Origin of the sequence: Agarivorans sp. B2Z047, assembly GCF_023373605.1 — a bacterium.
Lineage (GTDB): Bacteria > Pseudomonadota > Gammaproteobacteria > Enterobacterales > Celerinatantimonadaceae > Agarivorans > Agarivorans albus.
The window spans coordinates 2868126-2893793 of the sequence record NZ_CP088080.1 but is presented as its reverse complement, the minus strand read 5'-3'; the positions used below and the strand labels follow the sequence as shown (position 1 = coordinate 2893793).

Sequence of the window (25668 nt, the reverse complement as noted above, 5' to 3'; positions counted from 1 at the left end):
CTAACTCCTTATTTTAATGCTGTACCCAACACTTGTAAGTAGGCTATTAAAGCTTCCATTTCAGTTTTGCCTTTAACGGCTTCTTCTGCACCTTCGATGTCTGCATCGGTATAAGGCACGCCAAAATGGTTTTTAAATAGCGCGAGTTTCTTACCTGTTAATGAGCTATCTACTAAGTTTTCCTCTAACCAAGGGAAACCAGGCATGTTTGACTCAGGTACTACATCGCGTGGATTAATTAGGTGCACTCGATGCCATTCATCAGAATAACGTTGACCAACACGTGCTAGATCAGGTCCGGTACGCTTAGAACCCCATAAGAACGGGTGTTCCCAAACACTTTCGCCAGCTACCGAGTAATGACCATAACGTTCAGTTTCTGCGCGGAATGGACGAATCATTTGGCTATGACAGTTGCTACAGCCTTCGCGGATGTAAATATCACGACCTTCCATTTCTAGAGCAGTGTAAGGCACTAAACCATCTACCGGCTCGGTAGTTTCAGGTTGAAAAATTAGTGGGGTGATTTGTACTAAACCACCAAAACTAATTGCGATAACAATGAATATGGCCAGTAAACCAACATTCTTTTCGATTAACTCGTGCTTCATGTTATGCCTCCTGTCCGTGTTCAATTGGTTTTAGGGAGCCTTTCTCAGCAGTAATGGTTTTGTATGCGTTGTAAGCCATAACAAACATACCAGTTAAGAAGAACACACCACCGATAAAGCGAACAAAGTAGAATGGGTAAGAAGCTTGCAGCGACTCAACAAATGAATATGTTAAGGTGCCATCTTCGTTTACCGCACGCCACATCAAACCTTGCATAACACCAGAGATCCACATCGCTACGATGTAAAGAACTACACCAATAGTCGCTAGCCAGAAATGGGTGTTAATTAATTTAGTGCTGTACATACGGCCTTGGCCAAATAGCACAGGTATTAAGTGGTAAACACTACCAATTGATACCATAGCAACCCAACCTAAAGCACCAGAGTGAACGTGACCAACAGTCCAGTCCGTGTAGTGAGATAAGGCGTTAACCGTTTTAATTGCCATCATTGGGCCTTCGAAGGTAGACATACCATAGAAGGACAGAGAAACAATTAGGAAACGTAGAATTGGGTCGTAACGAAGTTTATGCCAAGCACCAGACAAGGTCATAATACCGTTGATCATACCACCCCAAGAAGGAGCGAATAGGATAAGAGACATCACCATACCTAAAGACTGTGCCCAATCAGGCAATGCTGTGTAGTGTAAGTGGTGAGGGCCGGCCCAAATGTAAATAGATACTAGAGCCCAAAAGTGAACAATAGACAAGCGGTAACTGTATACAGGGCGACCAGCTTGTTTTGGTACGAAGTAGTACATCATACCCAAGAAGCCAGCAGTAAGCAGGAAGCCAACCGCGTTATGTCCGTACCACCACTGCACCATTGCATCTACAGCACCGGCGTAAATCGAGTACGACTTAGTCATTGTTAGCGGAATAGCCGCATTGTTAACAATGTGCAATACAGCAACGGTAATAATGAATGCACCAAAGAACCAGTTAGCAACATAGATATGCGAGGTTTTTCTTTTGACCAAGGTGCCAAAGAAGACTATTCCATAAGCCACCCATACAATCGCGATTGCAATGCCAATTGGCCATTCTAGTTCCGCATACTCTTTTGAAGTAGTGAAACCCATAGGCAGTGTTATCGCAGCCGATACGATAATCAAATTCCAACCCCAGAATACGAAGGAGGCGAGTGGACCACCAAACAATCGGGTTTGACAAGTACGCTGTACCACGTAGAAGGAACAAGCCATTAATGCACTGGTACCAAATGCAAAAATAACGGCGTTTGTGTGAAGGGGACGTAACCGGCTATAAGTTAGCCAAGGAGTATCGAAGTTAAGTGCAGGCCAAATTAATTGCGCAGCAATTAATACACCAACACCCATGCCAACTATACCCCAAACAATGGTCATTACAGTGAACTGTCGAACAACCGTGTAGTTGTAATCAGTCTCTGTGCTAGCTGCTTGGTTCATAAATACATGCTTCCGTTGCTATTTATTATTTGTTTAAGCGAGTTTGATGCAATGGCATCAACAACATGAAACGAATTGTTAAACTACTTTCACGTTTAGCACGAATAGAGCCTACAACCAGTAGCTTAACGGCGCGATCATACTTCATCGACTGATCAAATAACAGTTTGAAAAACTAGTTATTTGCATATCTTCGCTAAATATTTAACAAATCTTTTCCAATCAACAAACTGCATTGATCTAGATCAATTATGAGCCAATAATTTACATTCGCGTAACCAAAAATCTGCTTTACGTAACATTAGAATTTTGCGATGCGCTTTAGCTCAGTGTTGGCACTAATTAGACTTAAGTCTAAACATTCGTGTATATCTAATGAAACGCATGTTTTTTAAGCGTCATTGTTATTAAATTGTTGATTTTAAGCCTATAGTTACTACTAGCTATTTTTATCGATGGATTGGTAAACAAGGATATTTTATGGAAAACAGGGCCACTGTTCTCATTGTGGACGATACACCAGAGAACATCGACGTATTGGCAGGCATTCTGCGAAATGATTACAAGCTGCAAGTGGCACGCAATGGCGATATGGCATTAAAGATAGTTGCTAAAGCCAATAAACCCGATTTAATACTGCTAGATATTATGATGCCAGGCATCGACGGCTTCGAGGTTTGCCGCCGTTTAAAAGAAGATTTAAGCACTCGCCATATCCCAGTTATTTTTGTTACCGCCAAAATAAGCCCCGCTGATGAACTAAGAGGCCTAGAGCTAGGTGCTGTTGATTACATCACAAAGCCAGTAAGCCCACCGGTAGTAAAAGTAAGGGTGAAAACCCAGCTTGCTTTGTACAATCAAAATCGAGAGTTAGACCGAAAGGTAAAAGAGCAAACCGACGTTATTAATACCACCCGTTTACAAATCATTCAGCGTTTAGGTAGAGCCGCAGAGTACAAAGACAATGAAACCGGCATGCATGTTATTCGCATGAGTTACTACTCGCGTATTCTTGGTTTAGCCGCAGGAATGAGCGAAAGAGATGCAGACATACTTATGAATGCAGCGCCCATGCACGATATAGGCAAAATTGGTATTCCCGATCGTGTATTGCAAAAACCAGGAAAGTTAGACGCCGAAGAATGGGAAATTATGCAAAGCCATGCAGTAATTGGTGGTGAAATTCTCGGAGAGGGTGATAGTTCAGAATTACTGGAGCTTGCGAGAACAGTAGCATTAACCCACCACGAAAAATGGAACGGCAAAGGTTACCCCAATGGACTTGCTGGAGAAGATATTCCTATTGAAGGGCGAATTGTTGCTATTGCTGATGTATTTGACGCACTCACTTGCGAACGCCCATACAAAAAAGCCTGGCCTGTAGAAAAGGCCATCGAGCTTTTGGAAAGTGAGGCTGGAGTTCATTTCGACCCCAAGCTAGTGCCATTATTTATAGAAGCACTTCCCGAAATACTCGAAGTAAAAGAACGATTTAAAGAGTCTTTAGAAGAATAGTTAGCTGGCCGCGAAGGATACGCTTTTACATGCAACTCAACAAACTCACAGTGCTAATCGTCGACGATATGGCACCAATAAGAAAAATCACCTACGAGCAATTACGTCGCTTTGGCATCGGCCAAGTAATACAAGCAGAGAACGGCGCACAAGCGCTAAATGTATTGAAGAAACGGCATATCGACCTAATTTTGTCTGATTGGAATATGCCGGTGATGAGTGGTATCGAGTTTCTTAAGACAGTTAGGCAATCAGAAACATGGCGACACATACCGTTTATTATGATCACCGCAGAAGCTGAGCGCGATAGAGTCTCAGAAGCCATAAGCGAAGGCGTAACTGACCTTATTATTAAGCCTTTCACTACTGCATTGTTGCAGTCTAGGTTACAACAAGCAGCAAAAGGCGATGTGAGAAACCGCCAATCCTTAGCCAATAGCGAGGAGCCCGAACTCGAAGAACTACCCATACCAGAGCCTGTGGCTGCAGCGCCTTTAGCCCAATCAAAACAAAACACCGTATTAGTCGTTGACGATACGCCAGAAAATCTCACGTTATTAGGCGGTCTATTACGCGATGACTACCGCGTACTGCTGACTAAAACTGGGAAAAAGGCCTTAGAGATTTGTTGCTCTGAGACGCCACCAGATCTGATATTACTAGATGTAATGATGCCCGAAATGGATGGCTATGAAGTGCTAGAAAAGCTCCGTCAACATCCAAATTCACAACACATTCCGGTTATTTTTGTTACCGCCTTAACCGAGATAGGTGACCAAACAAAAGGACTTGAAGGTGGCGCAATAGACTATATCACAAAGCCTATTCAACCGGAGCTACTTAAACTTAGAGTACGCAATCACCTGCGTTCGGTCGATCTCCATAAACATCTACAAAGTGACTTAGATAATCTTATCGAGAAAGAGAAGCTAAAAAATAGTGTCGATCAGTTGCTAAGGCACGATCTAAAAGGGCCAATTGCGGGTATTGTTGCCTTAGCAGAGCAAATCAAAACCGATCGTCAGGCAACTGCTAGCATTAACGAAAGCTCAGTGATGATAGACGAATTGTCTATGCAGTTACTCAACATGATTAACCTATCCACTGAGTTATATAAAATTGAGCAGGGGCGTTTTGAGCTAAAAGCTAAACCGTTTTCTGTTCACTTGATGCTTAAAAAAATGTTAACCGTAGTCAGGAAAACTTTTAGTAGCAAACAACTACTTATGTACTTAGAGCCTGAAGAAGAAGATCCAGGTAACGAAGTATTAGCCTTAGGCGACGAATCCTTAAGTTACTCTCTATTCTTTAATCTGCTTAAAAATGCCTGCGAAGCAGCGCCCAGCCGAAGCAGAGTGTCTGTTTCAATAAGCGTTGTAGACAATAAGGTCGAAGTTACTACCGAGAATGTAGGAGCAGTGCCCGAGGCGATAAGAGAGAACTTTTGGGAAAAATACGTCACGTCCGGTAAAGATACTGGCACAGGCTTAGGCACTTACTCGGTTAGTTTGCTTAGCGATGCGCAAAATGGCGAAGTAAGTATGCGCACCAGCGATAAAGACAATACCACTACAATCACTGTGGCACTGCCACTTTCAAATTAGTTTTATTCTAATACGAGGAACTACGATGAAGAACCTACTCACAGCCTTAAGTGTCACCTTATTGTTTATAAGTAGTTTTAGCTTTGCCGGTGTAGAGGAAGACCGGGCTGAATACGATAAGTCGGCCAACGAGACTATCGCTAAATTTAAGGAAGAAAAGCCTGATATATCAGGAAAAATGGCTAGCGGTGTTGGCTATGCTGTATTTAGTAACGTTGGCGTTAATTTGTTTGTTATTTCAGCTGGCGGTGGAACTGGCATCGCAGTGGATAATGCGTCGGGTAAGAAAACCTATATGAAGATGGGCGAAGCTGGCGTAGGTTTTGGTTTAGGTGTAAAAGATTTTAGGGCTTTAATGATCTTCAAAACACGAGAAGCCTTCGACAAGTTTGTAGAAAGCGGATGGCTATTTGGCGCCCAAGCAGATGCGGCCGCAACGGCTGGAGATAAAGGCGGTTCAGCCGAGGTCGAAGGTGCAATTGGTGATGTAGAAATCTATCAGTTAACAGAAGCGGGTCTGTCACTTGAAGCCACTATTAAAGGCACCAAGTTTTGGCAAGACAGCGATTTAAACTAAGAAATACAGCTACACTTTAAATAGCCAGCGATAAGCTGGCTTTTTTATTAAGGGCTTAGCATGATGCAACTTGTAACACTTATCTTAGTTGTAGCTTCATTTGTAACCAGTTTGGTCGCCAGTGCCTTGGAGTTTAAAGCCGTTTCGACTAACGCTAATGCACTCATACAACAATGGCACAAACAAGAACTTAAAGCCCAAGGCGGCGAGTTTGGCTCACATGGTTGGTGGCCATGGGGAGTAGGCGGCTTTGACTACGATAACGATGGCGATGTAGATCTCTACCTCTCTCATCACGGCACTCCAGGTGGTAAGCTCTTAGTTAACCAATTAATACCGAGTGGCGTTCTCGAATTTAAAAGCCTTAGCACTAGCCAAAAGCTACCAGGAGCCGACGACAAACCATGGTTTTTTGATTTTGATGGAGACGGTTGGCTTGATATAGCCGCCTTTTCTGATGAGAAAAAGAATCCTTATGTCTTGAATAAGCAAGGTGAATTCGAAGTCGCTTCACCTAACGAAACCTTTTCTCCAGTGTCTTATCCCAAAACAGTGTTAGACATAAATAAAGATGGCTACTTAGACTTAGATGCAGGGCGCAAGGGGGCATTCTATTACCAAGCTGATCAACAAACATTTCAACGCGATAAAAACTACAGCTCTAGCGACAATCATTTATTGCCCGCTAAATATCAACAAATTGAACAAGACTTTAAGGCCAATAACAAAAAGAACCGCTTTTTCCGAGCTAACACTTACCAACACTTTATAAATCGTTCGCCAATACCAAGTCCTATGCTTACACCCATTGATCTTAATAACGATCAGCAAAGTGACATTATCGTTGCTGGTCACGGCGGCTATGGCGGTGATCACTTAGGCTGGTATTTCTTAGCCACTAAGGAAGGCTACTCATTATCAAATAAGCGTCTCAAACTGCCGGAATACGCAACGCCAATATTTGTTGGAGATTTAAACGGTGATAAGCGCCAAGACTTAATAACAACTGGAAAAGGTAAAGGCGACGTTTACCTACAAACAGACAAAGGTTTTGTTAAGCAAAACTCGTCACTAAGCAAGATGCTAAATGCTGGTGCGCCTTATCTTGTGCGTGTATTTGCAGTGGATTTTGACAACGACAGAGATTTAGATTTGCTACTTTCTAATCCTCGTAAAAAGTATGGAAAGGTGTGGGAAAATGATGGAAAAGGCAAGTTTAAACAAGTATTAAGCTTCAATGGTTGGGACTCCAACCCAGTGTTTATCACCGATTTAAACAACGATTTGCGCCAAGATATTGTGATAGGTGGGGCGAGTAACCAACAGTTGCAAGTGTTCTTAAACACTGGCCAAAATCAACAGAACAGCCTGTATATTTACCCTCGCTATAAGCAACCCAACCCCTTTGCGGTTGATGCCATAGTCAAGATATACCAAGGTGAAAAACTCATTGATCAACAAAGGGCAAGGTGGGACGGTTTGCCTTTGGTTTTTTCTTTAGGAAAGCTGAGTAAAGTAAGCGCAGAAATAACTTTTAGTGATGGAACAACAGAGCGTTATGAAGATTTGGTGGCCAATCACAACTACACGCTTATCTATAAAGGCGGTAAGTTTATAGGCCATATTCCAGCAAACTTAGTGGCTAAGTATTAGCGTTAAAAAGAGTAGGGCAAAGCAAGTACTTTGCCCAAACAATTAAAACTCTTTTGGGGCAAATCCAGTAACTTCTGTAATGCCCATTTCACGGCCTAAGGCTGTCATTGGGTGTACTACCACCAAACCTTTAACCGACTTCTTCAACTTACCCATATCTGCTTGTTCTGTTTTTGTAAGCACGCGGCTAAAGGGAAGGGACTTAACGTCGCCGCCTTGTTGACTTAATTTCTTCGTTTGCTGGGCTTTTACACTTTTAAGCTTTTTAGTTAGTGCAGTAATCGTAGTATTGAACTGATTAATCATCACAGTGTCACCACGTTCGTGGGCGGCATCTAACTTACGCTTTGCCGTGTCTAATTTGTTGTGAATTGATTGAAGTTCATTTTTTAAATTCATTGTAAATCCTAAGGCTCCCATCGAGCATTCATCGTTCAAGGCCTGTTAGCCAATCGCTTATTATAGCAGTAAGTTTGTCTTAGGTTTTACATTTGTAGAGTAAACAATTTACTGCTTTAATGCCGATAATGCTATTTATCGGCAATTGCATTTAGGGTTATAATATCATTACTATTCAGTAGCTTAACTAAGTTCATGCTAACACTTCCTCCAGCCATTCCTCTGTTCGATTCCATTCAATATCTTGAAGATGGCAATGCTATCGTTAACCAACATCTGTCAGAAGTTACCTTAAGCGCCGTTAGCGATGCCGGATTTGTTTACGAATACGCAGTAGATTGGTTGTTAGAACAGCGTCATAGTGAAAACAATTACAAAACCTACCGAAGCGAACTCACCAGTTTTTTACACTGGGCTTATACTGTTGAGCAAATCTCCTTATCAATGGTGACACGACGGGTACTTAGTAAGTATTTAGACTATTGCAGCAAGCCGCCGCTAGAGTTAATCGCTTATCGAAATGTTGCCCAGTTTGTTGTCGATAAACAGCTGAAAGAACGTGTGCCAAATCCACAATGGCGGCCGTTTTTAGGCAAGAAAATAGATGGTATTGAGCAGCCATATCAAATAAGTGATAAAGCCTTAAAAACCAAATTAGCGATTTTATCTTCGTTCTATGCCTATCTAATCAATGAAGAATATACAGAGCGTAACCCAGCCATGGCTTTAATGAAGAACGGAAGATCTAAAGCTAGCAGCCAACACATTATTAGTGGCGAAGATCTAGAAGACATTAAATCCTTTAGTGATTTACAGTGGTCTTATGTAATGAGCGCCGCTAATCAACTTGCTAAACAATCACCAGAGGATAACGAGCGTGTTTTGTTTTTGGTTAGCCTTATGTATAGCTGCTATTTACGAATATCCGAAGTAGCTGCCAGACCTGGCTTCTCGCCGATAATGGGACAGTTTAAACGAGATACTAAAACCTCTGTATGGGGCTTTTATATACCGCGTAGCAAAGGTGGGAAAAAGCGTACCGTTGCAGTGTCTAAGCAATTGTTAGATGCCTTACAACGTTATCGACGCTTTTTACAATTAACGCCGTTGCCAACACCCAATGAGAAAACGCCATTGTTTGTAAGGCACCGAGCAGCTGGCCGCGGTAGAGATAGTGGATTGCTTAATGCCAATCTTGGTATTCGCCAATTAAGAGAGCAAATCTACATACTCATTGAACAAGCAGCTAAGCTCGCCGAGGCAGACGGCTTTAAGCAAGACGCTAATGAGATACGCCAACTTACGCCACACAGCATTAGACACACCGGAATATCACACGACATAAATTTAGTGGGTCGGCCATTGTCACATGTACAAGCCGATGCTGGACACGACAGTATTGATACAACGTCTCAGTATTTGCACACATCTCGCGTAGAACGCCATCAATCTGCTGAACATAAGCCTTTGGATCACTTAAATTAATTGCTATTTCTACGCGGCATTACAGGCAAACTTCTTTGGATTGCTAAAAAACCACCCATAAGGCGCATAATATATATTATGTTAAATAAGGTGTGTGTAAAAGAACCCTTTTAGATTTGCATTGGTAAACGTCATTCAAGTTGAGATTGGCGGTTCTTGCGAGTTTTAGAGATCAATGCTTACTGTTACTTCTAGGCTTGGTTAATATGCACACCATTTATCTACCGATATAAAATATGTGGTAAAGCTTCGATCTAAAAGTTCTGTTTTCTGAACTTTAATGACCATTCTTTTTAATGCCTTATACTCAGGTCGAGTTTCTAGTAAATGAAACACGACTTCTTTATGCCCAAGCTCTTTGGCCCAACACATCATTGAATTGAATATTGATATGCCAAATCCCCAATACTCTTTAGAAATAACTATCGCTATTTCATAACCATTATCGTCTGGTTGAATCCCACACCAGCCAGCGACAACTCCATCTATATTTACAACTCGTACACGACAGCCAGCTATCGAATCTGTTTGAGCTTTACCTATCATCCATTGTTTGATGCTAACGGAATCAAAATATTCATGATCTACCAGATGTGTTCTCAACGCTGACTGATTAACTACAGGTAGAAGATCCGCTGGTTCTACCTTGTTAAAACTTACAAATTTAATTTTGGCCATTTCTATAAACTCATCTTTAACTTGTAAAACACAACCCAACGCCTCTACATTTAAATCAATCTGCTTTAACTCATCCTTAGCCTAAGTTGTGAGCACCAATGATGCGGATTAATCTCAAAAACTCTTCGTACTCTTCCTTGCTTAGGCACTCAAAAACTTCCTTCTCAATATCGGTGATTGTGGATTTCACCTTCTTAAGTTCGTCTTCACCTAGCTTAGTCAGGTTTAACATTTTTAGTTTTTTATTAGTCGCAGATTTAGACGTTGTTAAGTAGCCACGTTCTTCTAAATTGTCCACCATGCGCTTCGTTGCGCTTCTTTCATTTTGAACAATGTCTGCTAGTTGTTGCTGGCTTAAAGGCTGATTTTCTTGAACGGCCACTAAGGCTCTAGACATCTCTAGCGTCATCAGCTTTTGCTTCGACAGTAATGTTGTCGCCCGGTTTCTAAATAATCGGTGAACCGCTCCACAAATAAACATAGGTTGGTGTTCAATTTTTTCTTTAGGCAAAGTTGTCATAAGTGAGCGACTCATAATTGGTTAAAAATCAGCAGCGTATGGGCGTTTAAAAGCCAAAAAATAGCGTTAATACAGGAACAGCGCCATACCCTTCTCTTATTTATTGTTGTATCTGCAACTTATTTGATGGTAGAGTCTCGAATTATAGTTGCAGGTGCAACAATATTAATTCAGCTAAGGCTTCTTCGCAACGAAAATAACTAAACACTGTTTGCTATCCACTTACGATCAAATAATTCCAGTTAAAGGTATCAATATGCATGTCACCAATACACTAAGGCTTACCTTGTGTTTTTTACTCTCTTTCACAGTCTTGGGTTGTGGAGAAAACATTCCAAATCAAAGGCCAGAAGCTGGCCCAGCACATGTTGATGTACTCAAACTAACCCCTACTACATTACGTTTAACTACCGAACTACCCGGTCGTATTACTGCTTTTAAACAAGCCGAAGTACGGCCACAAGTAACAGGTATTCTGAAAAGCCGTTTGTATGTTGAGGGTTCACAGTAGAAACCGGTGATGTGCTTTATCAAATCGACCCAACGGTGTATCAGTCAAACGTTAACAGCGCACAAGCACAGTTAGCCAAAGCCCTAACCAGCGAAGAAACTGCTAGAAAAACAGCTATTCGCTATCAAGAATTACTAAAGAAGAAGCTTACCAGCCAACAGCTTTACGATGACGCAGATGCTGCTTATAAAGAAGCACAAGCAGAAGTCGCTATCCGACAAGCAGCGCTAGATTACGCAAATATTGAGTTGTCTTACACTCAGATTAAAGCGCCTATTTCTGGTCAAGTTGGACTCTCTCAAGTATCAGAAGGCTCCTTGTTAACCGCCGAGCAATCTTCCTACTTAACTACCGTTATTCAAACCTCAAACGTATATGTAGACATGCAGCAATCTTCATTGTCGATTCATAAACTAAAACAAGATTTCTCAGATTTTAAAGACAAACGAGAAGAGATCCCGGTTTCTATAACGCTTGAAGATGGCAGCGCTTACGAACAAATAGGACACCTAGAGTTTGCCGATACGCAAGTCTCTGGCTCAACTGGCACGGTAACTTTGCGCGCTATTATCCCAAATTCAAACAACACTTTATTGGCTGGCATGTATGTTCGTGCTCATATATCTATGCCTGAAGCGCGTGACTACTTGGTAGTGCCTCAATCAGCAGTTGTAAGAAGCCAATCAGGTGAGCCTTCGGTATTTGTGGTGGGCCAAGACAACAAAACAGTTAAGAAGTCAGTAGAACTTGGCAACGAAGTGGGTAACGGTTGGGTGGTTAAGCAAGGCTTGGCTAGTGGCGACTTAGTGGTAATAAACAACATACTTAACATGAGAAATAGCATCGATGTTGTTGTTGATAGCACTTCGCTAAGCACTCACGCAGACGTACAGGGGTAAATCATGTCTTTATCCAATTTCTTTATTAATAGGTCAATTTTTGCGTGGGTAATTGCAATCGTTACTATGTTAGCCGGGCTTGCAGCTATCTTTACCCTGCCCGTTGCTCAGTATCCAACTATTGCGCCTCCTGCAGTAACAATATCAGCGTCTTACCCAGGTGCATCAGCAAAAACAATTGAAGACAGCGTTACTCAGGTTATTGAACAAGGCATGACCGGCTTAGATAACCTACTCTACATGTCGTCTAAAAGTGATTCTTCGGGTAGCGCAAGTATTACGCTTACCTTTAGTGCCGAAACCGATCCAGATATTGCTCAAGTTCAGGTTCAAAATAGCCTGCAACAAGTGAGTAATCGCCTGCCTAGTGCAGTACAAAACCAAGGCACCTCGGTAACAAAAAGTACCTCTGGTTTTATGTCGGTCACCAACCTCTACTCACCCGACGGCAGCATGAGTGCGGGTGATATTCAAGACTATGCAAATTCCAACATTAAAGACATTGTTAGCCGAGTTAATGGGGTTGGTAGCGTAACTGTTTTTGGACCATCTTATGCGATGCGTATTTGGTTAGATCCTGCCAAACTTAATAGCTATAGCCTAACCCCAGTTGATGTATCTAATGCTGTATCCGTGCAAAACAGCCAAGTAACTGTTGGGCAACTGGGTGGCACACCAGCTCTAGACTCTCAGTTGATCAACGCCAGTATCACTGCGCAAAGCTTGCTAACTAGCGTCGACCAGTTTGAAGACATTTTGATTAAGGTTGATAGCGATGGTTCGCAGATCAAACTTAAAGACATCGCACGTGTAGAGTTAGCCAGCGAAAACTCCTCAACTATTCCTGCTTATATGGGGCAAGAGGCATCGGGCATTGCAATTACCCTAGCAACCGGGGCTAATTCGCTTGATACGCAAACCGCGGTAGACGAGAAACTTCAGCAACTTTCTAAGGGCTTTCCAGAAGGTTTAGCGCTAGTTAAATCAACAGATAACAACCTATTTATCCGTATTTCAATTAGCGAAGTAGTAAAAACACTATTCGAAGCAGTAGCCCTCGTGTTCTTTGTTATGCTGCTGTTTTTACAAAACTTTAGAGCAACCTTGATTCCTACCATTGCAGTACCCGTAGTATTGCTAGGTACATTTGCAGTGATGTCGTTATTAGGTTTCTCTATTAACACACTCACAATGTTTGGCATGGTGTTGGCAATTGGTTTGCTGGTAGATGACGCTATCGTAGTCGTAGAAAACGTAGAACGCCTAATGCACGACGAGAAGTTGTCGCCGCTAGAGGCTACCAAAAAATCGATGGGGCAAATAACCAGCGCGCTTATCGGCATTACCATGGTCTTGTCGGTGGTGTTTGTTCCAATGGCCTTTATGTCGGGCTCAACCGGAGTTATTTACCAGCAGTTCTCGTTAACCATTGTATCGGCCATGGTGTTATCGGTAATTGTAGCCTTGGTGCTTACGCCTGTGCTTTGCGCAACCTTACTTAAGCCGGTTGATAGAACCGAGAGTAATAAATTCTTTGCGTTATTTAACCAAGGCTTCAACAAAGTATCTTCGGCATACCGAGGATCGGTTAAACACACATTGCAGCGCCCTCTTCGCTTTGTATTCATTTATCTGCTGCTATTTGCTGGTACTGCGTATTTATATCACTCGCTGCCTAGCTCGTTCTTGCCGAACGAAGACCAAGGCGACTTTATGGTAATGGTAACCACGCCCACCGGAACAACCTTACAAAAAACTCAAGAAGCGATGCTGGATGTAAAAGACTATTTTGAACAAAATGAATCGGATACGGTTAATCACATATTCACAGTGTCGGGTTTCAACTTTTCAGGTTCTGGTCAAAACGCGGGTATGGCTTTTATTGGTTTGAAAGATTGGTCTGAGCGAACCGCACTCGGTACCGATGTCGATGCCATTATTGGCCGCGCAATGGGCCATTTTTCTACTTACAAAAACGCGCAAATATTTGCCTTTAGTAGCCCGCCAATTAGAGAGTTAGGCACAGCTACCGGTTTTAACTTTTACTTAGAAGACGTAGGCGCGTTAGGCCACGACAAACTAATCGAGGTGCGCAATCAATTACTAGGTGCAATTGCGCAAAGCCCTGTGCTTCAGAATACACGACCAAATGGCCTAGAAGATAACGCACAGCTGTTCCTAGACGTAGACTACGAAAAAGCCAAAGTGCTGGGCCTAGAAATTAACGATATTAACCAGTCTTTATCTATTGCTTGGGCTTCCTCTTACGTTAACGATTTTATCGACCGAGGACGCTCCAAAAAGGTATATATTCAAGCAGACGCACAATACCGTATGACACCCGAAGATCTCGATTTATGGTTTATTCGCAATAACCAAAACGAAATGGTGCCCATCTCTGCATTTAGTACATCACACTGGGGCAAAGGCTCACCGCAGCTGCAACGTTATAACGGTAATCCTGCGGTAGAAATTGTAGGCGAAGCGGCCGAAGGTTACAGCACCGGCGAAGCAATGGACGAAGTTAATCGTTTAGCAGCAGAAATATCTAACGATGTACAAGTAAGTTGGACCGGTATGTCATATCAAGAAATTGAAGCGGGTGACCAAGCCCCTATTCTGTACGCCATCTCAATTTTAATGGTATTCCTTTGTTTAGCAGCACTATACGAAAGCTGGAGCATTCCAATTGCAATTATTCTGGTTGTTCCGCTTGGCTTACTGGGGGCTTTGGCGGCTATTATGTTGCGCGGCCTAGAGAACGACGTTTACTTCCAAGTAGGCGTGTTAACCACCATTGGCCTCACCGCTAAAAATGCCATTTTAATTGTAGAGTTTGCTAAAGAGCTCTACGACAAAGGCGTGAATTTGTTAGATGCCACCGTGCAAGCCTGTGAAATGCGTTTGCGCCCTATCATTATGACCTCACTGGCATTTGGCTTAGGTGTATTGCCCTTAGTAATAAGTACTGGCGCTGGAGCAAATGCGCGTAATGCTATTGGTACTTCGGTAATGGGCGGGATAATGGCGGCAACATTGTTGGTTATCTACTTTGCGCCCTTGTTCTTTGTGCTCATTTGTAAACTGTTTAAGGCCAACAAAAAGCCAGTTGTTTTAAATACTGCAGAGAAAACGGTTTAGTCTCTAGCTAAAACACTAGCCGCTCTACATGAGCGGCTAGTTAAAACACAGTAATAATCAATTGACTAAAACTAGCTGTTAGCTAAAAGCATTAGCTTAATGACTAGCGCGTTTAAGCCAAACACCGAGTAAAACGAAAGCCAGCAATACTAAGGTTGTTGGCTCTGGTACTTGGGCTATCGCGGGTTGCCTTACCAGTAACGAACCAAGCATAGAACTGCTGTTGCTTTTAGAGCGAACCCGGTTGTTACTATTTAAGCCTGCATCTACCCCGGAGAGGTCATCAAAATAACCTAAGGGAGTCCAAGCTTGCATGTAAACGCCATATCCTGTGTGAATATTGCGGGTTACCATAGAATCATAAAATCCATCTGCAATGCCTACTTCTCCAATGCAGCTTAATCGAAGTTCATCGGAACACTCTAGATCTTCACCAAACAAAAACTGCGATACGTCATAGTTAAGCCAAACGTCGTTAGTTAATTTAAGATCTACTCGATTATGGCCAAGTGTAGTATCTATGCTTAGCCCGCCTAGTTGGTCAATAAACCAGGTTGCACCCGCAAAATTGTCGTTAGAAAAACCAAGGTAATTACCACCCCACAACGAGTTAAGTAAGGTGGCCGTTTCGGCACGAGTGGCGTAGCGCCAATCATTTTGTTGCCATTGATTGCCAAAGCGATCAATCCATCCGTCATCGGCCTCAACGTATAAACGAGAATAACTTTGCGAGTAAGTAAGCGGCATCCATTCTAGCCCTTGCAGTGCTACTTGCTTACCATTTTTCAGGGTGTAATCTCCACTAATAAAAGTGGCGTTTGCAGTAAACGAGCTTGCTATTAAAACCAATGCAGACAGCATTTTAATAGATTTCATGCGATTCCCTTTTTATGCAAAAATTGACTGGCACATGCCAGTTGACACAATTGTCAATTTGAAGCGGGATGCAATACCACGACCAATAGTTAAGGCTATGAAAACACGCCAGTTTAAAAATCGCCTTAAGCAGAGTTGTAAGGTAAGCTGACACAATACCCAAGCAAGTGCCCTTTTCTACTGAGCTGGTTGAGGAACTTTGTGGATTTCTAACAGGTCTTTTGAACTAACGGCCAACATTTGAAACTAGAGCAGCTAAAAGCAATATGCACAGCTTTTGATTTACCGCAGTATGAGTAAGCTCAGAAATAATCGTAGACCAGCAAAAGTCCCCGACTGGATTGTCGAGGAGCAATCTAATTCAAAGGTCGTTTCATTTAAGTAATGGAAGTCTACTCGTGCCGGTAAATATATTATCGGCATAAAAATGATTAAAGCTGCGTACAGAGCACTTCGTTTGTTTCTTCAAATCTATTAGTTATTAAATTGAGGTGGTACAAATCTTCTAATTCACACTCAATAAGTATGTAAAACGTAAGCGCTCTATACCTTTGGTAATCAATCTTAGCCAGTTCTCGATAATTGTTATCAATCGAAGCCCAAATATTGAAGTTTTGAAAAAATGATTCCACAAAATCCTCTAATAATTGTTTGGCTTTTTTATCCTCACCAGCTTCAAGGTGCTTTTCGTACATTAAGTTTGTAAAACGGAGGCCAGCCTTGTAGTCCATAGTCTCTAGTGATAAGGCTAATTTAGGAATCAGTGCGCTTATATCTTTTTCGTAATGAGAACTTTTTTTATCAGTAAGCTCCATTTTCCGCTGAACTAACTGAGCTTTAAGCTGTAAGCCTAAAAAGATCAATGAAAACCCCGTTATTAGAGGTCCTACAACCCCTCCAAAAAAACTTCCCATTCGAGCCCAGTCCTCATGCCTGCTCCATAAACCGATACCAAATTTATAGATGTACAGTCCAGTCGGAACAGATATTAAAACTAAGCAACAAAAAATCGCTAATAAAGTGAGTCTATTTTTCATCATTGTGTTTTTGACTTAGATTTACTTTTTTATCTACTTGTAGTTTGGCTATTGGCTTAGCGCGTCGATAAAGTGCAAGGAGCATTTTTAGTTGAACTAACTGGTCGTAGTTAGAGAGTTTATCTAAAGCTTCGGCCTGTTGACGTTTGAGATTTAGCGAACGATGAAATTCATTGACTGAAGTTTTGACGAAATCAATTTGCTCATGTTGTTGAGAGACTTCTAACTCGCTCATTTTGAGTTGAGTTAGTTGACGTTTTTGATATTGGCCGTGGATAAATCTATAGGTTGCAGCAACCGCAGTAAAAGAGCTAGCTATTGTGCCTACTAAGATAGCAATATCCTTCGCGGGCTCTACAAGTAACGATAATTCTATAAAGCCGGGAGAAGCATACTGGATTCTTTTTACGGTTGGCTTGTAATGTGGGTGAACGTACTTTCCCATTGCACCAAAGAAATTAACAACACTCGCTCCACCGAGCCAAGGCATTTTCTCAAACTCTAGCTCACTAAATGAGCCATTTTCGACTTGAATTAAAGTATGAAAGAACCCGTAAAGTTGCTGATACTCTTTGGTTAAGATTGTGAAGTCTTCTAGGTCCCACTTTTTATCTAACTCAATGACACTTGTTCCGTATTCCATCTTTAAGCTCGTTTCATTAATGACAAATCAAACGCTAACACAAATAAACCTGATATACAGTGTCTTAGATTGGTATTTACTCGCTATTGCGGGCTTTCTTATTTTAACAACTAAAACCGTTTCTTACGGCTAGTTTTCCGCTTGGTAGCACTTTTCTTTTTGGTGGTTTTGAGCTTAGCGTACGGCTTTACATAATAAAAAGCTCAAGGCTAACCTTGAGCTTTTTAGTTTCAATTAATCAAAAATTAGCTTACTAACAAACGCCCTTTAGTTTGTTGGCTTTAGCAAACACTCGCGCGCCTTTAACCCAAGTGGAGGAAATAGACAACGGTGAGCCATCTAAGTCGCTAAGCAGAATAAAGTCGGCATCGTAGCCTAGTTCTATCTTACCTTTGGTATCCCGTAGCCCTGCGGCTTTAGCTGGGTTTTCGCTGACTAACTTCCAGGCCTTGTACAGCGACAAGTTATTGGTGTCTAGTGCAGTAAAAGGTGCACTAAATAAGCTTGGATAGTGGTAGTCGCTACACAGTATGTCTACGACTCCATGCTTGATTGCTTCTTTAACACTAATCGCCCCTACGTGAGAACCGCCGCGCACTAGATTGGGAGAACCCATTAGCACCGCCGCTCCCCCTTTTTGGCATTCTCTAGCGGCCAGTTCCGACATCGGGAACTCGGCAATAGAAACGCCTAAAGAAATAGACTTGGCTACTTCTTCTAAGGTTTCGTCATCGTGGGAGGCAAGCGAAATGCCTTGCTTAGCTGCTATTTCTGCTAAGGCTTGCGTCTGTTGCTCGCCCAGTTCTCGATGTTGCTGAAGGTTTAACAAAAACTGATTAATGTCTTCTACCGACATAGACACACGCCTGCGCATACCGGCGAGGTAACGTTGAATTTTGCGCTCATTGTTTAGTGGTGGTAAGTGGTCATTTAGCGACAAAAGATGAATACGGCCACTTAAGATCCAATCAACTAATTCTTCATGCTTTTCTACGTTTACTTTCTCGTGGCGAATGTGAATGCGCGCTTGGCAGCTAAAGCGTGGCATTAAAGTCTCAAGCGTTTGCAGTAACTCGCGCACCGTATCGCGACTGCGAGGGCCCGGCTCAAAACCATCGGTAATGCTGTAATAAAAGGTGGTGATTCCACTTGCCACAAGGCTTGCATCGTTAGCGGCTAAGGCTAGCTCTAAAGGGAAATGGGTTCCTGCTCTGGGCGCTATGTGCCGTTCAAAGGCATCACCGTGTAAATCGATAATGCCGGGTAACATGTATTGGCCATGCGCATCGATATGGGGGGTGTGAGTATTTGCGGCCACTTGCCCTATTGCGCTTATCTTTCCATTTTGAATAGATACACAGGTAGGATCGCTCCAACCTTGTTCGCTTAACAACATGACGTTTTCGATAACTACGTTTTTATCATCCATTACTTTTTGCTATCTCAATTTCATTTACTTAGGGTCGCCAAGGCCTTGTTGCTTGGCGTTAGGTATTTATTTGCTTTGGCGTAATAGTCGATTGCGGGTTGAGGAGGAAAACTGCTCTACGGCAAACACCAATACAAAAATCATTAACACGATCATTGCTGCTTGGTCGTAGCGAAACATTTCCATGGAAACCGCTAACTCGGCGCCTATTCCACCTGCGCCAACTAAGCCTAAAACCACCGACGAGCGCACCGCTTTTTCCAAAGAAAACAGACTAATGTTTATAAAACTAGGCATTGCGCCCGGTATTAAAACAACGGCGATTCGGTCGATGGGATTTGCGCCAATTGACGCTAATGCTTCAGATGGACCAGGGTCTACTTCTTCCATCGACTCGGCAAAAAAGCGGGCGCAAAAACCAGTGCCCATGCTAAATCTGGAACGGTTCGAAAAAAGCTGACTACCGAGCGAGTAACATGGCGCACAATAGGATGCGGCGAAGCGTTGCGCGCTGCCAAAATAGCAACAGGAATACTAAGCGCAATACCTATTACAGTACCTACAAGAGCCATTTGAAAGGTAACTAAGATGGCATTTGCCATTGGCCAAGCGCGATCGGTGGCTGGCGGGATCATTTCACCACCAATTGTTGCCATGTTAGGTAAGCCGGATACTAACTCGCTTATCGACAAGCCGGCACTGGAGGTAGACCATAGAAAGAACAGCACAAATAAAGCAAATAACACCTGGGTTATTATGCTGGGGCGCTCAAACCGCATCGGCGTGTCTAAGGTTGTTTGGCCATTAATTGCGTTATTCATTAAGCCATTTTCTTTTTGCTTATCCATAAAAAGCTCGCAAACTTTGTAGACTTTGCGTGTGGGTTGCACTGTCTAATGACAACTTCCGCTCTTGCAAACCAAGAACTCGGTCGGCGTATTTAAGCGCGTGTTCGATGTTGTGGGAGACAAAAAACAAAGTTAGGCCTTGGTTTTTCACCAAGCCCTTAAACAACTCCATAATCTCTTGCGCCGATTGAGGATCTAAGCTGGCGGTGGGTTCGTCGGCAAACAAAATAGAGGGTTGCTGCATTAGCGCCCGTGCAACCGCTACTCGTTGAGATTGTCCGCCAGACAGTTGGTCGCAGCGTTTATTTGCAAGGTAAGCTAAACCAACTTGCTTAAGGCAATCCATTGCACGCTCTCGCGCTTCTTGTTTAGCTAGGCCTTGTAGCCAGTTTCTCGGGCCTTGGCTATAGGCTAAGTTGCCATGCAGCACATTACTTAACGCAGACAAACGAGGAACCAAGCAGTGTTTTTGGAACACAAAACCCACTTTGTTTCTGGCTTTACTTAAGTGACGACCCGATTTTTTATCTATGGTTTCGCCATCAAGAACAATTGAACCAGCATCGGGTTCGATTAATCTTAAACAACAGCGCAATAAGGTACTTTTGCCTGCCCCGTTGGAGCCGATAAGCGCAACCGACTGTGAAGCAAAAATGGAAAAGCTAACATCAGAAAAAATGGGAGTGCTGCTATTGTCAAAGCTTTTAGTCAGCCCGCTCACTTGGAGCAGGCGTGAAGTTGCCGATACACTAGCATCGGCTAGTGTAGTCGGCTCAGCGGCGTAATTGCTCATATAGACTAATCGCCAATAAAGTCTGAGTATTCTGGGTAACCCGCAGTGGCGTACATTGCTCGTACGTAGTTGTAATCACTGTCTTTAATGCCGGTTAGAAAGCGCATGCCTGCGTACTTTTGGTTGTCTTCACCGGTTAAGATTGCGGCAACCAGGTCCTCTGAATGATCAACAAAAGCCTTTTTCATGGTTTCTAACATTGTGTCGTCTACATGGCTGCCGGCCATTAATACGTCGTTTGGTAAATCTGGCCCACGTGCAACAACGCGAAACTCTCCAGGTTGTAAGCCACCTTTTTCAATCTCTTTGTTACGTAGCGAGATAAACTTTAAGTGGTTGATTCCAATTGCTGCTACGTCACCCTTCTTCAATGACTCCCACAAAACTGGAACCTTGGTATTAATTACATCAACATCGTTTGCTGGGTTTAGGCCGGCATCTGCAAGTGCTTGAATAGGACCAAGGTGTTTAGAGGTAGAACCCACCGAACCTAAACCAATTTTGGTTCCTTTTAGAGACTCTGCGTTAGTGTATGGGCTGTCGGCCATAGTAATGATTACTGCAAAGTAATCTGGGCGAGAAAAACCAGCTACAATTTTAGCCTTTGAGCGTTTCTGCATAACCACGTATTCGGCTGGGCCGGTAAGTACAAAGTCGACTTTATTGAAACGTAGCGCCTCTACAGCTGCTGTACGGTTAGTAACAGGTAAAAACTCGATGTCGTAACCTGTGGCTTTAGATAGTGTTTCTTTAAAAGCGCCAAATTCACGCTGAAGCTCTTCAAGACCTACTAAATCTGTTACTGCTAGCTTAACTGTTTCTGCATTTGCTTGTGAGGCACACGCAAGAACTAAAGCGGCTACCATGCCTATTTTCTTAATCCAATTAATCATTTTAGTTCACCAAACTTTTTGTAATTTACAGGAATGTAAATTAGATAGTTACCAACAATCATTATCCTTCAGTGATGGAAAAGTGATGGATTTATGACCAATTTATTGCATTTAGATTGCTCAATTAATGTGCAATGACTTCATAGGTAGACTACATAAGGGCTGCGTGTAGTCGCTTGTATATATTGATAAAAACCATAGTTTTATCGTTGAAAATGTCATTAGCTGTTTAATGAACTAAAATATTTTAAGGGCCTGCTTTTCTGAATGGTTTCTTCAGTAACCTTTTGCCGTATTTGTCTTTCTATACACCTAATAAGGACACTGTTATGAAAGAGCTTATCGTTTTAGCCGTACATGGAATGGGACAAAGAAAACCTAACTTTGCCGATGGCTTAGAAGAAAAACTCACTGAGTATCTTGGCAGCGATGTAATGAATAAAGTGTCGTTGCAGCGAGTAAAATATTACTCGGCATTACAAGCGCCACAAGACCAATTGATTAACGATATTTGGCAAACCTACCACAATCGATTTAGTACCTTATCAAACCTAGGTCGACGGTTTTTTATGAACTCGTTTTCAGATGCTACTAGTCTGGAAGTAGCAGGACGCAGGCAAACCGACGATTACATGGAGATTATTAAAGCCGTACAAGCTGCCTTTTTTAAGGGTATGAACGAATGTGGTTTTAACACCAATGTTCCTGTAGTGATTATTTGCCATAGCCTCGGGGCCCAAGTTATTTCTAACTACTTTTGGGATGCCCTAAATAGAAACGAGGCCAAGGTATGGGACAAAAATCACAACGACTTTTTACAAAACATCGACGACGATAAGTTAGCCTACCTAAAGGGGAATAGAGTAAAACTGCTATTCACAACAGGATGCAATATTCCCCTATTTTTAGGCGGCTTAGAAACACGCGAGTGCTTTACTAAGCCGAGCATCGAGTTTAGTTGGTTAAACTATTTTGATGGCGATGATTGGCTAGGCTGGCCGCTAAAAGAGCTTGGCCCCAGCTACCAATTTGTTATTGACCAGTGCGTGAGTGTCGGCGGCCCCATTAGCGGTAATACACCGTGGAGCCATACTTTGTATTGGACAGATAAAGACGTTTATCGCGCCTTTGGCGATCGGATTAAAGGCTTTCTTGGAGCTTGAACATAGTTTTAAGACTGCTACATTTAACTGCCGTGCACTGATTGCGTATGTGCACGGCTTAACGACTAAAGCACTTGGGTTTTGCCATTGCTATCGTAAGAAATAACTGGCGTTAATAAGGGTTCATCCCTACCTAAGTATTTCGCTAGTACAATTAACAAAATAATTGTACTTTTAGGAATTGCTTCGCTAAACAAACCGCTAAACCAACCTTGTACTTTAATGAATGACTTCATTGTAGCAACGAGCTCATCATTGGCTTGGTTAACTAGCTTTATATAGGCTTTTGTGTCGTTAGTCTGCAGGTTTTCTATTTGCTTGCTTAGCTTCCGATAGATACCAATAAATGTTGATAAACGATGTGCATTAGCCAGTATGTCTTTTACACGTTGCTGTAATTGTTTGAATGATGATTGCGCACTGCTTGGCGCAGAACTGGTTAAGCTGGCATCGAGAAAAGCGTTTAGTTGGGCTTTGCTCTGCTCTGCAATTTTACTTTCGTGGGCTATTTGCCCTCTTTCGTTAACTGACAAGGTCATATTACAAAGTAACTCGATGGCACTGGCTTCTATGTCAGTTTCATTTGCTGCTGCCAGCGCATGGATATCATTGGCATCTAAATTTAACTGGCATTCGATGATTGAACGAGACAAGCTCTGGCTTTGGTAAAGCAGATTAAATTGCTGTAAAGCTAATAAGTAACTTGTTTGGTCTATTAGTGGAAACGAAGTATTGCTTAACGGCGCTAAAAACTGTTCCATTTCTTTTGGGGTCATTACGCCTTTGTCTTCAAAGCTTAAACCAATACCGATGTTGGGGCTGGCGCCAAACTTTAAGGCTGCGAGTACATCAAATGCACTTACAAACTCAGCAGTTCTACTTTCTTTAAGCGTTTTTGATTGGTGTCTTATTACGCTTTCGCCAGTTAATTCCAGTAATTGACCGGTATGGTCTACTTTGGCCCTGGCGACTTTCTCTATAAGGCTTTGCTGAGAAAACTGGAAGTTGTCTCCTAGGTTAAGTTTAAGGCCAATTTCTTTTTTTATTTTGCTGCTGCTAACTAACCAGCCTGATAAATCACTAAGCTGGCCATCACGCTCCATTAATTGAAGTGAATCTAGATTTATAGGTTTGCCTAGAAGTAGGTCTTGATACAAATCTTGGCATTCTGTAGCGCTGGCGTCTATTAGCTTAAAACTTAACATGGCTTGTTCGCCGTTATCTTTTCTACTAGAGCCGTAAACCGATAAGCCTAATTGTAATTCACCTGCCTTTTTAATGGCTTGGCTAAAGGTGGTACGTGCTTTATTGTATTGCTCTAACCAACGAGTTACGCAGTCATTTAAAGTTGAAGCCAACTGTTGCTTGTTTAAGTGATCTTTTAACTCTGTTTTTGCCTGTTTTAGTTGTTTAAGCGGGGCTAGTAAGGGCGCGACATTACCCTGAGATTTGTCGGCTATAGCGGCTATTTCTTTTACCAACTTTTGTTTAGCTTTGATGCAGTTTTTTGTAAGTAAATCATCTAGTTTTAAGCGCTTTGATAAAGCAGGCGTTAGAAAGGTATTTTGTTGTAAGTAGTCACTAATTTTTTGAGAGGTTTCATCGGGTTTGCTCAACCACTCTAACGGTTGGGTGGTTAGGGCTAGCTCCAGCTTATCTTTTACCGTTTCTCCTAGCTGGCTTGCTAATCCCTCACTGTCACCATCGGCCAACAATAAGGCGATGTCTTTCCAATCTTCGTTGCTAATTGCTTGAGCAAAATGCTCATCAATGTTTTGTAGTAACCAGGTGCCAGGTTCTTTATAACGTTCTAACAAAGTTTGTAGCTGTGCAGCCTCGCCCTCTAGTTTCTCTAACGGCGCTGCTAAGTAGGTTTCTGCAACTTTGTCTAGGCCATGCAGTTCTATTAATGCATCTAAGCTAAGCCCAGCTTGTTTGGTGCTGTTGGTTAGTTGATAAAGCTTTATTTGAACGCCAATATCAGCCGGTTTTATTACCAGCTTAAAGTCTCCGCTAAACGCGTAACTGGCTTTGAATGAAGCACCAGCACTGGCGTTAACTTTTACATCTAGTAAATTGTTGTTACCAGATACACTCCAAATATGACCCAAAGTTGCTGTGGCGGAGGCAGATAGCGCTCTATTTTGTTGAATAACTACGCCCTGAATTGCATGGCTGGAATACTGCGCATTAATAACATTAGATAAGGACTCTAGAGAAAACAGCGGTAGCGCTTCTTTAGCTAGTTGCCCTAAAAAGCGGATTAACTTTTGATCGTGAGCAACTGCACAAACTACTTTTACCTGCCATTTAAGGTGGCCTTCTGCGTTACTAGAGATGTTAAGCAATTTAACTGGCAGATTTATGCTTACACCACTTTCTATTTGCAGCTGCTGGTCAATGGCAACCGTGGCCATATTGGCTTGCTTAAAATCGCTATATTGTTCAGCATCGCTCGGTAGCACTATGTCGATAATTAAGTGCCCCCCTACTCGGCCTTTTACGGATAGCGCAGAGCCGAGGGGGACTTGCCATTCTTCAAGGTCTAAGGTTAGTGAAGGATCTGCCGAAACTTGATCGATAAAAGCAAAAAGGTTTTTTAACTCAGCGGCATCAACACCAATCTTACTAAGAAGCTTTTTAGCGCCTTTGTCTAATGCTTGCCAAGCTTTGGCGGTGCCTTGCTCAACAACGATACCTTCTACTTGGTCAACTTTCTCTACTAACTTGCCAAGCGCTTTATTGATGTCTAAATCTGTCATTTTGAATCCCTTTGATAAATAGACTATTTCGACCAATGCTGTTTATAAAAACAATAATAAGTTTAGTCCAGTTACCGTGTTTAAGTATTTGAATATTTTGCAAGATTAGGGAGCTTGTGCGGCTAAATCATCAGCTTATCCATCGAGTTTAACCATAGGTGTTGCTCGTTATCCATTGCTTCACAAAAAGCCAAAT

24 protein-coding genes are annotated in these 25668 nt (G+C 42.3%); 9 read left to right on the top strand and 15 right to left on the bottom strand.

What is annotated here, in order from left to right; genetic code table 11:
- Window positions 1-8 precede the first annotated feature (8 nt).
- From ccoO to LQZ07_RS24590, 3 genes are read right to left on the bottom strand one after another with little or no spacing between them, the layout of a single operon-like run.
- Window positions 9-611: a cytochrome-c oxidase, cbb3-type subunit II gene (ccoO, locus tag LQZ07_RS13320; protein WP_016401487.1), complete on the bottom strand. Its 603-nt coding sequence runs from the start codon at window positions 609-611 to the stop codon at window positions 9-11.
- A 1-nt stretch (window position 612) separates the two neighbouring features.
- On the bottom strand, window positions 613-2046 hold the full coding sequence (gene ccoN / locus LQZ07_RS13315; RefSeq protein WP_016401486.1) for a cytochrome-c oxidase, cbb3-type subunit I: 1434 nt from the start codon (window positions 2044-2046) through the stop codon (window positions 613-615).
- A 25-nt stretch (window positions 2047-2071) separates the two neighbouring features.
- Complete coding sequence (locus LQZ07_RS24590; protein WP_016401485.1) at window positions 2072-2194, bottom strand: hypothetical protein; 123 nt, start codon at window positions 2192-2194, stop codon at window positions 2072-2074.
- 332 nt (window positions 2195-2526) lie between these two features.
- Between LQZ07_RS24590 and LQZ07_RS13310 the strand changes: the two genes are divergently transcribed.
- From LQZ07_RS13310 to LQZ07_RS13295, 4 genes are read left to right on the top strand one after another with little or no spacing between them, the layout of a single operon-like run.
- Window positions 2527-3561: an HD-GYP domain-containing protein gene (locus tag LQZ07_RS13310; RefSeq protein WP_152784897.1), complete on the top strand. Its 1035-nt coding sequence runs from the start codon at window positions 2527-2529 to the stop codon at window positions 3559-3561.
- Window positions 3562-3590: 29 nt separating this feature from the next.
- Window positions 3591-5165: a response regulator gene (locus tag LQZ07_RS13305; RefSeq protein ID WP_152784898.1), complete on the top strand. Its 1575-nt coding sequence runs from the start codon at window positions 3591-3593 to the stop codon at window positions 5163-5165.
- A 25-nt stretch (window positions 5166-5190) separates the two neighbouring features.
- Window positions 5191-5742 (top strand): YSC84-related protein, encoded by a 552-nt coding sequence (locus LQZ07_RS13300; RefSeq protein WP_152784899.1) that lies wholly within the window; start codon window positions 5191-5193, stop codon window positions 5740-5742.
- Between the two features lie 60 nt (window positions 5743-5802).
- A complete protein-coding gene (locus tag LQZ07_RS13295; protein WP_152784900.1) occupies window positions 5803-7395 on the top strand; it encodes a VCBS repeat-containing protein in 1593 nt (530 codons plus the stop codon).
- A 42-nt stretch (window positions 7396-7437) separates the two neighbouring features.
- Here LQZ07_RS13295 and LQZ07_RS13290 read toward each other — a convergent pair whose 3' ends face one another.
- Window positions 7438-7794: a YibL family ribosome-associated protein gene (locus tag LQZ07_RS13290; RefSeq protein ID WP_152784901.1), complete on the bottom strand. Its 357-nt coding sequence runs from the start codon at window positions 7792-7794 to the stop codon at window positions 7438-7440.
- 195 nt (window positions 7795-7989) lie between these two features.
- On the opposite strand from LQZ07_RS13290, the gene LQZ07_RS13285 reads away from it, so the two are divergent.
- Window positions 7990-9279 carry a site-specific integrase gene (locus LQZ07_RS13285; protein ID WP_152784902.1) on the top strand — a complete coding sequence of 430 codons (1290 nt, stop codon included), beginning with the start codon at window positions 7990-7992 and terminating at the stop codon, window positions 9277-9279.
- 201 nt (window positions 9280-9480) lie between these two features.
- On the opposite strand, the gene LQZ07_RS13280 is transcribed toward LQZ07_RS13285, so the two are convergent.
- Together LQZ07_RS13280 and LQZ07_RS13275 are read right to left on the bottom strand one after the other, a co-directional pair.
- Entirely contained in the window at window positions 9481-9957 is a 477-nt protein-coding gene (locus LQZ07_RS13280; RefSeq protein WP_152784903.1) for a GNAT family N-acetyltransferase, read from the bottom strand.
- Window positions 9958-10033: 76 nt separating this feature from the next.
- On the bottom strand, window positions 10034-10477 hold the full coding sequence (locus LQZ07_RS13275; RefSeq protein WP_040307084.1) for a MarR family winged helix-turn-helix transcriptional regulator: 444 nt from the start codon (window positions 10475-10477) through the stop codon (window positions 10034-10036).
- Window positions 10478-10733: 256 nt separating this feature from the next.
- Here LQZ07_RS13275 and LQZ07_RS13270 point away from each other — a divergent pair, with 256 nt between their 5' ends.
- The 3 genes from LQZ07_RS13270 to LQZ07_RS13260 are packed head-to-tail and all read left to right on the top strand — an operon-like array spanning window position 10734 to window position 15028.
- Window positions 10734-10988 carry a hypothetical protein gene (locus LQZ07_RS13270; RefSeq protein ID WP_227981577.1) on the top strand — a complete coding sequence of 85 codons (255 nt, stop codon included), beginning with the start codon at window positions 10734-10736 and terminating at the stop codon, window positions 10986-10988.
- Between the two features lie 11 nt (window positions 10989-10999).
- Complete coding sequence (locus LQZ07_RS13265) at window positions 11000-11887, top strand: efflux RND transporter periplasmic adaptor subunit (RefSeq protein WP_249483143.1); 888 nt, start codon at window positions 11000-11002, stop codon at window positions 11885-11887.
- A 3-nt stretch (window positions 11888-11890) separates the two neighbouring features.
- Entirely contained in the window at window positions 11891-15028 is a 3138-nt protein-coding gene (locus LQZ07_RS13260) for an efflux RND transporter permease subunit (RefSeq protein WP_152784905.1), read from the top strand.
- Window positions 15029-15124: 96 nt separating this feature from the next.
- Here LQZ07_RS13260 and LQZ07_RS13255 read toward each other — a convergent pair whose 3' ends face one another.
- The 8 genes from LQZ07_RS13255 to LQZ07_RS13220 all read right to left on the bottom strand — a co-directional run bounded on the left by LQZ07_RS13255 (window position 15125) and on the right by LQZ07_RS13220 (window position 21547).
- Window positions 15125-15904, bottom strand: a complete 780-nt coding sequence (locus LQZ07_RS13255; RefSeq protein WP_152784906.1) for a PEP-CTERM sorting domain-containing protein — start codon at window positions 15902-15904, stop codon at window positions 15125-15127.
- Between the two features lie 431 nt (window positions 15905-16335).
- Complete coding sequence (locus tag LQZ07_RS13250; protein WP_152784907.1) at window positions 16336-16818, bottom strand: hypothetical protein; 483 nt, start codon at window positions 16816-16818, stop codon at window positions 16336-16338.
- A gap of 112 nt (window positions 16819-16930) precedes the next feature.
- Complete coding sequence (locus LQZ07_RS13245; protein ID WP_152784908.1) at window positions 16931-17584, bottom strand: hypothetical protein; 654 nt, start codon at window positions 17582-17584, stop codon at window positions 16931-16933.
- A gap of 253 nt (window positions 17585-17837) precedes the next feature.
- Window positions 17838-19013 (bottom strand): alpha-D-ribose 1-methylphosphonate 5-triphosphate diphosphatase, encoded by a 1176-nt coding sequence (locus tag LQZ07_RS13240; RefSeq protein ID WP_152784909.1) that lies wholly within the window; start codon window positions 19011-19013, stop codon window positions 17838-17840.
- A 66-nt stretch (window positions 19014-19079) separates the two neighbouring features.
- Window positions 19080-19403 (bottom strand): ABC transporter permease, encoded by a 324-nt coding sequence (locus LQZ07_RS13235; protein WP_249483142.1) that lies wholly within the window; start codon window positions 19401-19403, stop codon window positions 19080-19082.
- On the bottom strand, window positions 19391-19861 hold the full coding sequence (locus LQZ07_RS13230) for an ABC transporter permease (protein ID WP_227981580.1): 471 nt from the start codon (window positions 19859-19861) through the stop codon (window positions 19391-19393). Before LQZ07_RS13230 ends, LQZ07_RS13235 begins: the two co-directional genes overlap by 13 nt.
- Window positions 19854-20654 carry a phosphonate ABC transporter ATP-binding protein gene (locus LQZ07_RS13225; protein ID WP_227981581.1) on the bottom strand — a complete coding sequence of 267 codons (801 nt, stop codon included), beginning with the start codon at window positions 20652-20654 and terminating at the stop codon, window positions 19854-19856. The genes LQZ07_RS13230 and LQZ07_RS13225 overlap by 8 nt, the downstream gene beginning before the upstream one ends.
- A 5-nt stretch (window positions 20655-20659) precedes the next feature.
- Window positions 20660-21547 carry a phosphate/phosphite/phosphonate ABC transporter substrate-binding protein gene (locus LQZ07_RS13220; RefSeq protein ID WP_152784910.1) on the bottom strand — a complete coding sequence of 296 codons (888 nt, stop codon included), beginning with the start codon at window positions 21545-21547 and terminating at the stop codon, window positions 20660-20662.
- Window positions 21548-21876: 329 nt separating this feature from the next.
- On the opposite strand from LQZ07_RS13220, the gene LQZ07_RS13215 reads away from it, so the two are divergent.
- A complete protein-coding gene (locus LQZ07_RS13215) occupies window positions 21877-22710 on the top strand; it encodes a hypothetical protein (RefSeq protein ID WP_152784911.1) in 834 nt (277 codons plus the stop codon).
- A gap of 65 nt (window positions 22711-22775) precedes the next feature.
- Here LQZ07_RS13215 and LQZ07_RS13210 read toward each other — a convergent pair whose 3' ends face one another.
- Window positions 22776-25472 carry a hypothetical protein gene (locus tag LQZ07_RS13210; RefSeq protein WP_152784912.1) on the bottom strand — a complete coding sequence of 899 codons (2697 nt, stop codon included), beginning with the start codon at window positions 25470-25472 and terminating at the stop codon, window positions 22776-22778.
- Window positions 25473-25668 lie beyond the last annotated feature (196 nt).